The following is an 11,825-nucleotide window of genomic DNA, read 5'->3' as shown; positions in this document are numbered from 1 at the left end:
CGCAACGCGCCGCTCACACATACCGCGGAATCGGCCCCAGCTGTGGCGTTTGCTCCGGCAACTCCACTTCCAGCTCGTCCTCGTAGCACCAGCCCCAGCCTTCCGGTGGGTCGTAACCTTCGATGATGGGGTGGCCGGTGGCGTGGAAGTGCGCGCTGGCATGGCGGTTGGGCGAATCGTCGCAGCAGCCCACATGCCCGCACTCGCGGCACAGGCGCAGATGCACCCACACACTGCCGCTGGCCAGGCACTCTTCGCAGCCGCGTGCGCTGGGGGTGACGTGGTGGATGTGGCTGAGGTGCGTGCACTGGCTCATGAGGTCGCGGACTCCTGCGTGGCGTTGGCAAGTTCGGAAACGGCCACCGGCGTGGCCTGGTGTGCCAAGAATTGATGGATCTGCGCGACCACCGCGGCACCCTCGCCCACGGCGGCGGCCACGCGCTTGACCGAGCCGGCACGCACATCGCCAATGGCGAACACGCCGCGGCGGTTGGTCTCCAGCGGCAGGCACGGTGGCAGCCCTTCGGCGCGCACGCTGCCGGTGACCACGAAGCCATGCGCATCGGTCTCCACGCACTGCTGCAGCCACCCGGTGTTGGGGTCAGCGCCCACGAACAGGAACAGGTGGCGCAGCTCCAGGCGTTGGGTCTGGCCATCGGCCCGCGTGCGCAGCACCGCTGCCTGCAGACCGCGCTCGGGGTCGCCCTCCAGCGCGGCCACTTCGGTGCCGGTGTGCAACGTCACGTTGGGCAGCGCGGCGATGCGTTCGATCAGGTATTGCGACATCGACGCTTCCAGGCCTTCGCCACGGATGATCAGGTGCAGTTCCTTCACCCGCGGCGCCAGGAACGCCACTGCCTGCCCGGCGGAATTGCCGCCGCCCACCAACGCCACCACGCCGCCCTCGCACAGGCGTGCTTCCACCGGCGAGGCCCAGTACGAGACGCCGTGGCCTTCGAAACGGTCCAGCTGGTCGATCTGCGGCCGCCGGTAACGTGCGCCGGAGGCGATCACCACTGTGCTGGCCTGCAGCTGTTTGCCATCGGCCAGATCCAGCCGCAACGCCCCGTCTTCGCGCCCGCATTCCAGCGTGGCCGCTTCCAAAGGAATGGCCAGCTCTGCACCGAATTTCAGCGCCTGGTTGTAGGCGCGCCCGGCAAGCGCCTGGCCAGAGATGCCGGTGGGAAAGCCCAAGTAATTTTCGATCCGTGCCGACGCACCGGCCTGCCCGCCAATGGCGCGCTGGTCCAGCACGATCACCGACAGGCCTTCGGAGGCGGCATACACCGCGGTGGCCAGGCCCGCCGGGCCGGCGCCGACAATCGCCACGTCGTAGCGGTGATCCGGGTCGATGTCGGGCGTCATGCCCAGGCAATGCGCGGCTTCGGCATCGCTGGGCTGGCGCAGCACGCGCCCGCTGGGGCACACCATCACCGGCAGGTCCTGTTCCTGGATGCCCAGCCGCTCCACCAGCGCGCGGCCGTCCTCGTCGGACACATCCATCACGGTGTTGGGATAGCCGTTGCGGGTGAGAAAGCCCTGCAGCCGGGTCAGATGCGGGTCGTCGGGTTCGCCGATCAGCACCGAGCCGGAGGCATCGCCTTCGATCAGCCCCACGCGGCGCAGGATCAGCGCGCGCATCACCACCTCGCCCACTTCGGCCGAGCTGATCATCAGCGCGCGCAGATGCGCGGTGTCGAACGGCAACGCCAGGCAGCCGTGCTCGCCCGCGCGCCCGGCGGCGAGTGACGCGCGCCCGGCCAGCTGGCTCACTTCGCCGGTGAATTGCCCGGGCGTGTGCAAGGTGATGGGTTTTTCGTTGCCCAGGCCATCGCGGCGCACCACCTCGATGGCGCCTTCCAGCACCACCCAGACCGGCGCGTGCGCATCCCCTACATCGAACACCATCTCGCCGGCGTCGAAGCGCCGCGGCGGGCCGCTGGCAAAGCGCCGGGTGATGGCGAGTTGCGCCGTATCCAGCTCGGGAAACATCTGATGGTGACGGGTGTCAGCCAGGCTCATGGAGCGGCGGTATCGGGTGGGGGAAGTGCATGCAAGCATGGCCAGACGTGATGGCGATGGCAATCACCCGAAATGGGCAGCGTGCGGGCGCAGGCATCCAGTGCAACTGCGCGGTGTTCGCGGCCGCTGCGCAGTGCCTTGCGAGATCTGCACGCACGTGCCGCGCATGTGTTCAGTCCGTTTGCGTGGGTGCTTCCCAGTGCGGCCCATGCTGACCGGCGGCCATGCGCGCGGGCGGGCGCACCCGGAACACCACGCTGATGCGCTCGCCGAGCGCGCGCGTGGTCTTGGGAATACCGTGCTCATGCGTCAGCTGCGAGGCATGGCTCATCGCCAACAAGCTGCCGGGCGCCAGCGCCAACGCGATCGCGCGCGTGTCACCCTGCTTGGCCCGCAGTTGCATCCGCCGCGGCGTGCCCAGCGACAGCAACGCAATCGGGTGCGGTGCCAGCAGCGTGTGCAGCTTGTCGTGGTGCATGGCCACGCTGTCGCGGCCGTCGCGGTACAGGTTCAAGCCCACTGCGTTGTACGGTGCCGGCAGCTGTGCCTGCACCGCGGCCAGCAAGAGCTGCAGCGGCAGGCCCGGCGGCAGTGGCGCATCCAGGCGGTACGAGGCCAGCAGGCGCGGCACATCCACCACGCGGTCGTACATCGTGCGCTGGTGGCGCTGCCAGTCCGCGCCGTCGCGCAATGCCGCAAATGCGGCCTGCGCCACCGCGGGCGCCAGCAGCTGCGGCCAATAGCGCACGCCGCCTTCGGCATCGTCCAGCACCTGCAGCGGCGCGAGCGGTGTATCGAACAAATCCATAGCGCTCAGATGGGGATGGCGGCGGTGGTTTTCAGCACTGGATGCTGATGACATCGCACAACTTTTGCCGCGGTTGCGGTGCCGGTTGGCTTCACGCAGCGGTACGCAAATGGCCGCGTGCCATTCACAGCCCAGCATCAAGCATGGACGCTTCTACGACCCAGGAGCCTCCGCATGCATCGCACACATCCTGCCCACGTGGTGATTTCCGGCGCATCCAGCGGCATTGGCCAGGCCACCGCCGAAGCGTTTGCCGAACGCGGCGCGCGTCTGGTGCTGGCCGCGCGTGGCGAAGAGGCACTGCAACATGTCGCCGAGCGCTGCCGTGCACACGGCGCCGAGGTGCTGGTGGTGCCCACCGACGTCAAACAGGCCGATCAGGTGCAGGCGCTGGCCACCAGCGCGCGCAGTTTTCTGGGCCGCATCGACCTGTGGTTCGGCAATGTCGGCGTGGGTGCAGTGGGCAGCTTCCACGAGGTGCCCATCGAAGCGAGCACGGCGGTGGTGCAGGCCAACCTGATCGGGCGCATGCACGATGCGCATGCCGCCATTCCCATCTTTGTCGAACAAGGCCATGGCGTGTTCGTCAACATGATCTCGCTGGGCGGTTTTGCCGCCACGCCCTACGCCGCCGCCTACAGCGCCAGCAAGTTCGGCCAGCGCGGGTTTTCCGAGGCCTTGCGCGCCGAATTGATCGATCACCCCAAGGTGCATGTCTGCGATGTGTACCCGTATTTTGTCGACACGCCGGGGCTGTCGCACGGGGCCAACTACGTGGGCCGCCGCGTCACTGGCCCGCCGATGATGCTGGACACGCGCACCGTGGCGCAGGCGGTGGTGCGGCTGCTCGATCGCCCGCGCAATACCGTGGTGATCGGCCCGGCCGTGCAGGCCATGCGGGTTGGCCATGCGTTGGCACCCAATCTGTTCGCACGTGCGATGAGCCGGTTCTTTCAGCGTTACTTCGCGCAAGCACCGCGCGTGGGCCGCTCCAGCGGCAATGTGTTTGGCCCACCTGCCATCGCCGGTGGCATCGATGGCGGCTTCCGCCGTCGCCCGGCCGTGCGCGCACGTGCGGGGCGCAACACCTTGGTCATCGGCGCGGCAGTGGCAGCGCTGGCAACCGTGGCGGTGCTGGCCGCGAAGCGCGCGCGTTGATGCACGTCCACGTGGACAGCGGGCGTGAAGGTGCGCAGTGGCGGACACAAGCGCGGCAGCATGCACGGCGTTGTGCGGCGACGTCGATCCAGTGAAGGGCCTGTGCTACGGTCCGGCGCTGCACTTGCCCGGAGTCGTCCCGCATGCAGCATCGGTTGATCGCGTTGTCCCGTATCCGCTGGCTGGCGCTGCTTGCCGCCCTTGCCGTCTTCGCCAGCACTGCCGCGCCACGCGCCGCCGACTCGGCCTATCGCGCGGTTGATCCCTTCATCGGCACCGGTGGCGAAGGCCACACCTACCCCGGCGCCACGGTGCCGTTCGGCATGGTGCAGTTGAGCCCGGATACGCAAATCAAGCCACGCAAGGAGGCCTACGGCTGGGCCGCCGGCTACCGGCATGACGACAGCACGATTGTCGGTTTCTCGCATACGCATTTCTCCGGCTCCGGGCATTCGGACCTGGGCGATATCTTGCTGATGCCGCAAACCGGCGAGGTCAAACTCGAACGCGGCGATGTCGGCACACCCGGCAGCGGCTACACCGCGCAGTTCGATCACGCCAGCGAGCAGGCGCAGCCGGGCTATTACGCGGTGACCTTGAAAGACCGCAACATCCGCGCCGAACTCACTGCCAGCGCGCGCGTGGGCGTGCACCGCTACCAGTTCCCCAAGGGCGTGCCCGCGCATGTGCTGGTGGATCTGCGCACCAGCCTTTACGACTACCCGGGCAAGGTGCAGTGGTCGCGCCTGCGCGTGCGCAGCGATGGCACGGTCACCGGATTCCGCGAAACGCGTGGCTGGGCACCGGGCCGGCAACTGTATTTCGCCATGCGGTTTTCGCGCCCGCTCACCGCCACGCAATTGCACGACACCGAGCAGGACATTCCGTACAAGGGCTTCCCGCCGCCGGGTGACAAGAACCCCGCGCAGCGTGCGCAGATCGAAGGCCGGCAGCTGGTGGGCGTGTTCGATGTTGCCAACGACGGCACGCCATTGGTGGTCACCGTAGCGCTGTCGCCGGTCAGCGAAGACAGTGCCATTGCCAACCTGGCCGCCGAAGTGCCCGGCTTCGACTTCGACCGCGTGCGCGCCGATGCACGCGCGCAATGGACACAGGCGCTGTCGGCGATCGATGCACACGGCACGCCGCAGCAGCGCACCCAGCTGTACACCGCGCTGTACCACACGCTGCTCGGGCCGACCCTGTTCATGGACAGCGACGGCCGCTACCGCGGGCCAGACAACGCCGTGCATCAGGCCACCGGCTGGAGCCACTATTCCACCTTCTCGCTGTGGGACACCTACCGGGCCCTGCATCCGCTGCTGACCCTGGTACAGCCGCCGCAGCGCACCAGCGACGTGGTCAATTCCCTGCTCGCCTCACGCCGCGAAAGCGCCTACGGCATCCTCCCGGTGTGGGCGTTTCATGGCCTGGAAACCTGGTGCATGATCGGCTACCACGCCGTGCCGGTGATTGCCGATGCCTACATGAAAGACATTGGCGGCTTCGACGCCAACGAAGCACTCGATGCCATGGTGGCCAGCGCCAACTACGGCCCCTACGACGGCATCGCGCAGTACCGCGAACTCGGCTACGTGCCGATCGACGAAGAAGGCGAAGCCGCCTCCAAGACGCTGGAATACGCATTCGACGACTGGACCATCGCGCAGATGGCCGACAAGTTGGGCAAGCCCGCCATCGCCGCAGAATTCAGCAAGCGCGCCAGCAACTGGACGCACGCCTTCGACCCGGCCACCGGCTACATGCGCGCACGCACCCGCGCCGGCACTTTCCGCGAACCGTTCGACCCCTCGGCCAGCGGCTATGGCAGCGACTACACCGAAGGCAATGCCTGGCAATACTCCTGGTACGTGCCGCAGGACGTCGCCGGCCTGGCGGCCGCACACGGCGGCGAAGACACGTTGCTGGCGCGGCTGGATGCGGTGTTCGACGCCAAGGTGGACCCGAAGGTGTTCGAGCACATGGAAGACATCACCGGGCTGATTGGCTGGTATGCGCATGGCAACGAGCCCAGCCATCACGTCGCGTATCTGTACGCCTATGCCGGCCAGCCGTGGCGCACGCAGGCGCGGCTGACCCAGATCATGGCCAGCCAATACCACGCCGGCCCCGAAGGTCTGGCCGGCAACGACGACCTCGGCCAGATGTCGGCCTGGTACGTGTTCACCACGCTGGGCTTCTACCCGGTGGCGCCGGGCAGCAATCAATACATCATCGGCCGCCCGTTCCTGCCGCGCGCCACGCTCAACCTGCCCAACGGCAAGCGCTTCAGCGTGATCGCCGAAGGCGTGAGCGAGGCACGCCCGTACATCGGCAGCGCCACCCTCAACGGCCAGCCACTGACGCGCGCCTATCTGACGCACGCGCAGATCCAGGCCGGCGGCGAGTTGCGCTTCCGCATGCAGGCCACGCCGAATCAGCAATGGGCCATCGACCCCGCGCAGCGGCCGTATTCGATGTCGGCGCGGTAACGCTGTGCGTCAGTAGCGGATCGCCATGCGCAAGCCATGGCGGTCATGCTCCACCACCGCGGGCAAGCTGCCGGCGGTGCCTGCCGCAATCCGCTGCGCACTCCAGCACGCCACCAGCGCATCGAGCACATCATCCGGCGCAGCCAAGCGCCGCGGCACGGCGGCCAGCAGCGCCTGCACCCGCGCGTGGCCGACGTGTTCGCCGAGCAACGCGATGCGCTGTGCATGGCCGGCCGGCGTCTTCTTGCCGCCGGCGAGTCCCTGGCCGCCGTTGAGCACGGCGAACGAAACTTCCGGGTGCACCTCATGCACGCGCACAGCCCAGGCCGCATCGCTGCGCAGGGCGGCATCCCAATGGCGGATCTTGTCCAGCAACCCGAAGGACTGCACACCGAAACCGCGCTGCTTGTCGTGATCCAGCGCACGATGCAGGCGCGATGCTTCCGGCTGCGACTGCGCATGCAACATGCCGCGCAGAGGCGCAGCAAAGATGCTGCAGGCGCGGCGGCCACCCACGAACCGGCGCGCCTGCACGTCGGCCGCGCGCGGGGCGTGCTCACTCAGGCCAATGGGAATATCCACGCCGATCACCTCCGCCGCACGCAGTGCATGCGCCACGTCTTGCACCGTTGCGTAATACGCAAATGCCAACGCGTCTGCGGCGTCCCACACCGCCAGCCAGCCGCTGCGCGCGCCATCGATCCCCACCCACCGCATCGTATACCTCGTCATTGCGCCCACCGTCATGGTGGTGATTGACGCATATCTGCACGGTTTGCGTGCGGTCACGCATTCACACCATGCACAACATTCGTTCACCGCTGCACAGCGCATCGCTTTCCACACTGGGGGCCGCTCGGTGCGCAGCCGTCTGCGTGCCCCCACTCCCCCCTCGACAGGAGACCCGTGCATGTCCAGCACGAAGAACCAATACGCAATGCAGAACCCGCTCACCCAGTTCCCGCAGCCCACCTTTCCGGAGCAGACCCAGGAAGCGCCCGGCACCATCCATGCGTTGCAGCCCAAGGCCGACCATGGCGAGCAGAGCTATCAGGGCTTCGGCCGCTTGCAAGGCCGCAAGGCGCTGATCACCGGCGCGGACTCGGGCATTGGCCGCGCCACCGCCATCGCTTATGCGCGCGAAGGCGCAGACATCGTGCTCAATTACCTGCCCGAAGAAGAGCAGGATGCCGCCGAGGTAGTGCAGCTCATCCAGGCCGAAGGCCGCAAGGCCATCGCCGTGCCGGGTGACCTCAAGGACGAAGCCTTCTGCAACCAGTTGGTGGAGCGTGCGGTGAAAGAACTCGGCGGCCTGGATCTGCTGATCAACATCGCCGGCAAGCAGACCGCCATCAAGGACATCGCCGACATCACCACCGAGCAGTTCGACGCCACCTTCAAGACCAACGTCTACGCGATGTTCTGGCTGTGCAAGGCGGCCATCCCGCATCTGCCGCCGGGCGCATCCATCATCAACACCGGCTCGATCCAGTCTTACCAGCCCTCGCCCACCCTGCTCGACTACGCCTCCACCAAGGCGGCCATCGTCAACTTCACCAAGGGGCTGGCGCAGCAGGTGGCCGAGAAAGGCATCCGCGTCAACGCCGTGGCACCGGGCCCGGTGTGGACGCCGCTGCAGCCCAGCGGTGGCCAGCCGCCAGAAAAGATCCCGGAATTTGGCTCGGAAACGCCGATGAAGCGCGCCGGCCAGCCGGTGGAGATGGCACCGCTGTACGTGCTGCTCGCCTCGCAGGAATCGAGCTATGTCACCGGCGAGGTGTTCGGCGCCACCGGCGGCCTGCTGCTGTCTTGAGTCGTCCAAGCGCACAATTCCGCCGCGATGCCAGCGGCACGTTACCGATTGCCGGCTATGCCGCCATCGGTGACGGCCGCTCGGTGGCGCTATGCGGTGCCGATGGCGGCATCGACTGGTGGTGCGTGCCGAAGATGGACGCGCCACCGTTGTTCGATCGCCTGCTCGATGCAGGCAATGGCGGTTTCTTTTCGCTGTGCCCGCGCGAGTTGCAGCAAGTGGAGCGCCGCTACCGCGACGGCAGCAATGTGCTGGAAACCACCTTCATCACCGCAAGCGGCCGCGCGCGCCTCACCGAATCGGTCAACAGTGGCGAGGCCGGCCGGCTGCCGTGGTCGGAGCTGGCCCGGCGCATCGACGGGCTGGAGGGCGAGGTGGTGTTCGAGCTCATCTATCAGCCAGGCACGCGCGCAGGCGAAGCAACGCCGTGGCAGAGCGACACGCCCAACGGCCGCGTGCACCACGTTGGCCCGTTGATGACCATGCTGCGCTTCGACGCGGAGGCGGTGCAGATCGCACACTGCGACGACCGCAGCGTGCGCGGCACCTTGCGCATTGCCGCCGGCGATCGCCAGCTCGTGGCACTGCTCGCATCCGAGCGCGAGGCCTTGCCGGTGCCGCCACTGGCGGATATCGACGGCCGCATCGACCGCAGCGACCAGGAATGGCGCGAATGGAGCGGCAACCTGAGCTATGACAACGGCTACCACGACACCGTGGTGCGCTCGGCGCTTGCGCTGAAATTCCTGTGGTTTTCGCCCACCGGCGCCATTGCCGCGGCGGTCACTACCTCGCTGCCGGAGCAGATCGGTGGCAATGGCAATTGGGACTACCGCTACGCCTGGGTGCGCGATGCCGCGTACACCACCAAGGCGTTCCTGCGCGTGGGCGCACTGGCCGATGCAAAGGCGGCCTTCAGCTGGCTGATGCACACCATTCGTCGCCACCGCCCCTGGATTCGCCCGTGCTACACGCTCAATGGCGAGCTGGTGCCGGATGAGCGCGAGATCGACATTGCCGGTTACCGCGACACCCGCCCGGTCCGCGTGGGCAATACCGCCAACGATCAATTGCAGTTGTGCCTGTACGGCGATGTGTTCGAGATGACCGCGCGCTTTGTCGATGCCGGCCACATCCTGGACCCGGAAACCGCACGTCAGTTGTTCGACCTGGGCAATGAATGTGCCGATGCCTGGATGCGCAAGGACGCAGGCTTCTGGGAGCTGGAGCAGGACGAGCACTACACCATGTCCAAGATCGAATGCTGGATGGCGCTGCGCCGTGCGAGCGAGCTGGCCAAGGCCGGCCATCTGTCTTCGGCCATGCTGCCGCGCTGGGAACGCGAGCAGGCGCGCATCCTGGCCTGGATCGACGAGCACTGCTGGTCCGAGTCCAAGCAGGCCTACACCTTCTACGCCGGCACCGACGACCTGGATGCCAGCCTGATGCTGGCCTCGCGCTTCGGCCTGGCCGAGGTGCGCCACGCCCGCATGGTCTCCACCCGCGACGCCATCCACCGCGAACTGGGCTGCGATGAGTTGCTGTACCGCTACAGCGGCATGCAGCAGCGCGAAGGCACATTCACCGCCTGCGCGTTCTGGATGGTGGAAGCCTATGGCTTGCTGGGTGAACGCGACGAAGCCAGGCGCCTGTTCGAGCGGCTGCTGGAGCGCCTGGGCAACGATGTGGACCTGATGCCGGAAATGGTGGACGCCCACACCGGCGATGCGCTGGGCAATCTGCCGCAGGGATTGAGCCATCTCGCCTTGATCCATGCCGCATTGGCGGTGCACGGGGAATAACGCTGCACCGGCCGCATGTGCGCGCCGGCGGCACGCACGTGTACGCGTGGCGACGCCTCACTGCGCCAGCACCACCGTCTGGATCGCATGCGCGGGGATCTCCAGAACGCTGGAGGCATCGCCCACATACAGGTTGTAACGGATCGCCACATCCGTGGCATTCATCACCACCGTCGCCAGGCTGCCATCGCTGTTGACGAACGCAGTGGTGGCCAGGTTGCTGCGGCTGCTCGCCGCACTCACCCGCTGCGCGCCAGGCCGGATGAACTTGGAAAAGTGGCCGATGTACCAATAGCTCGGCGTGTAGATCACCTCGCCGGTGCGCGTGTTGGCATGCACCGGCGCAAAGCAATAGTTGCCCACGTGATTGGGGCCGCCGTGCTCGTCCAGCAGGATGTTCCAGTCCGTCCAACCGACCGCACCGTGATTGAGGTCGTTGATGATCGCCGCGCCATAGCGCTCGCCATTGGGCCAGTGCTGCAGCTTGGCCGGGTCGAACTTTTCCACCGCCGCTTCGGTGAGCAGCAGGTGCTTGTCCGGGTACGCCTGTGCCACCGCCGCCACGTTCTCCACCATCGGCGCAAACCCGGCCCAGGTCTCGTACCAGTGGAAGCCCATGCCCCACGCGTACTTGGCCGCTTCCGGATCGTCGAAGATCACATGCGCGCGGTGCACCATCATGTCGCGGTTGTGGTCCCACACGATGATCTTGCGATCGCCGTAGCCGGCTTTTGCCATGGTGGGCCCGAGGTGGTTTTTGAGGAAATCGCGTTCTTCTTCCGCAGAAAACTGCATCGACTCCCAGGTCTGCACCGCCATCGGCTCGTTCTGCACGCTGATGCCCCAGATCGGAATGCCGGCTTTTTCGTAGGCCGCAATGAAGCGCGTGTAGTACGTGGCCCAGGCCTGCGCATACGCGGGCAATAACTTGCCGCCCTTGAGCATGGTGTTGCTGTCTTTCATGAAGGCCGGCGCGCTCCAGGGACTGGCAAATGTCGTCAACTTGCCTCCGGCCGCCGCAATGGCCTGGCGCAGCATCGGGATGCGATAGCGCTGATCGTGCTTGACCGAGAAGCTCTTCAGTGCCGCATCGCCCTCCTTGATGTAGGTGTAGCTGGCGCTGCTGAAATCGGAGCTATGGATGGTGGTGCGCGCCAGCGTGTAGCCGATGCCTTTTTGCGGATCGTAGTAGGCAGTGAGCAGTTCGCGCTGCGCACGCTTGGGCAGCTTGGCGAAGGTCTCCGCACTGGAATCGGTGATCGCCCCGCCAATGCCCAGCACTTCCTGAAAGCGATGCTGCGGATTGACGAAGATGCTGTTCTCTTTCTCCGTCAACGCATGCCCGGTCTCGAGTGCCTCGACGGTGCTGACCCGCATCTGCTGCGTCGCCCCTTGGGCGGTGGTGTAGACGCGTAGCGTGCCGGCGGGTGCTGCTGGCTGAGTAGCAGCATCCGCAACTGCGGCATCCGCCACTTTCGATGCAGGTGTAGAGACAGATGATGCCGTCGATGTCGGCATCGGAATCGGCGTTGCTGCGGTTGTTTTTGCTGCGGTTGTTGTTGCTGCAGTTGTTGTTGCTGTTAATGCAGATGCAGATGCCAACACCATTTCAGTCGCAACGCCCCAAACCCCCAAAACCCCCACCATCGACCACGTAATCGTTCGCTTCACCCTGCACCCTCCCAGGTTGGTGTGCAAGCCTAACCGACCAACGCGCCGCAACATCGCGC

9 protein-coding genes are annotated in these 11,825 nt (G+C 66.5%); 4 read left to right on the top strand and 5 right to left on the bottom strand.

The genetic code is table 11. The annotated features are described in order from the left end of the window. Window positions 1–13: 13 nt before the first annotated feature. The 3 genes from ACCQ01_RS06065 to ACCQ01_RS06055 all read right to left on the bottom strand — a co-directional run bounded on the left by ACCQ01_RS06065 (window position 14) and on the right by ACCQ01_RS06055 (window position 2,830). Window positions 14–316 (bottom strand): UBP-type zinc finger domain-containing protein, encoded by a 303-nt coding sequence (locus ACCQ01_RS06065; protein ID WP_101958092.1) that lies wholly within the window; start codon window positions 314–316, stop codon window positions 14–16. Beyond that, window positions 313–2,022: an FAD-dependent oxidoreductase gene (locus tag ACCQ01_RS06060; RefSeq protein WP_011269944.1), complete on the bottom strand. Its 1,710-nt coding sequence runs from the start codon at window positions 2,020–2,022 to the stop codon at window positions 313–315. The genes ACCQ01_RS06065 and ACCQ01_RS06060 overlap by 4 nt, the downstream gene beginning before the upstream one ends. A 172-nt stretch (window positions 2,023–2,194) precedes the next feature. Then, the gene (locus ACCQ01_RS06055; protein WP_228434072.1) at window positions 2,195–2,830 is read right to left on the bottom strand and encodes an alpha-ketoglutarate-dependent dioxygenase AlkB; all 636 of its coding nucleotides are present in this window, start codon (window positions 2,828–2,830) and stop codon (window positions 2,195–2,197) included. A gap of 174 nt (window positions 2,831–3,004) precedes the next feature. Here ACCQ01_RS06055 and ACCQ01_RS06050 point away from each other — a divergent pair, with 174 nt between their 5' ends. Then, window positions 3,005–3,988: an SDR family oxidoreductase gene (locus tag ACCQ01_RS06050; RefSeq protein WP_228434071.1), complete on the top strand. Its 984-nt coding sequence runs from the start codon at window positions 3,005–3,007 to the stop codon at window positions 3,986–3,988. Window positions 3,989–4,131: 143 nt separating this feature from the next. Beyond that, window positions 4,132–6,480: a GH92 family glycosyl hydrolase gene (locus tag ACCQ01_RS06045; RefSeq protein ID WP_228434070.1), complete on the top strand. Its 2,349-nt coding sequence runs from the start codon at window positions 4,132–4,134 to the stop codon at window positions 6,478–6,480. Window positions 6,481–6,489: 9 nt separating this feature from the next. Here ACCQ01_RS06045 and ACCQ01_RS06040 read toward each other — a convergent pair whose 3' ends face one another. Further along, entirely contained in the window at window positions 6,490–7,212 is a 723-nt protein-coding gene (locus ACCQ01_RS06040) for a DUF429 domain-containing protein (RefSeq protein ID WP_228434069.1), read from the bottom strand. A 178-nt stretch (window positions 7,213–7,390) separates the two neighbouring features. Between ACCQ01_RS06040 and ACCQ01_RS06035 the strand changes: the two genes are divergently transcribed. Both ACCQ01_RS06035 and ACCQ01_RS06030 read left to right on the top strand, forming a co-directional pair. Then, window positions 7,391–8,293: an SDR family oxidoreductase gene (locus ACCQ01_RS06035; protein WP_119960054.1), complete on the top strand. Its 903-nt coding sequence runs from the start codon at window positions 7,391–7,393 to the stop codon at window positions 8,291–8,293. Then, window positions 8,290–10,095, top strand: a complete 1,806-nt coding sequence (locus ACCQ01_RS06030; RefSeq protein ID WP_228434068.1) for a glycoside hydrolase family 15 protein — start codon at window positions 8,290–8,292, stop codon at window positions 10,093–10,095. Before ACCQ01_RS06035 ends, ACCQ01_RS06030 begins: the two co-directional genes overlap by 4 nt. Before the next feature lie 57 nt (window positions 10,096–10,152). On the opposite strand, the gene ACCQ01_RS06025 is transcribed toward ACCQ01_RS06030, so the two are convergent. Continuing rightward, window positions 10,153–11,613 carry a glycoside hydrolase family 30 protein gene (locus ACCQ01_RS06025; RefSeq protein ID WP_228434067.1) on the bottom strand — a complete coding sequence of 487 codons (1,461 nt, stop codon included), beginning with the start codon at window positions 11,611–11,613 and terminating at the stop codon, window positions 10,153–10,155. Window positions 11,614–11,825: the final 212 nt, after the last annotated feature.

The organism is Xanthomonas sp. NCPPB 4037, from assembly GCF_041475695.2.
Classification (GTDB): domain Bacteria; phylum Pseudomonadota; class Gammaproteobacteria; order Xanthomonadales; family Xanthomonadaceae; genus Xanthomonas; species Xanthomonas campestris.
The sequence above is the reverse complement of the archived record's forward strand: the minus strand, read 5'-3'. Positions and strand labels throughout refer to the sequence as shown.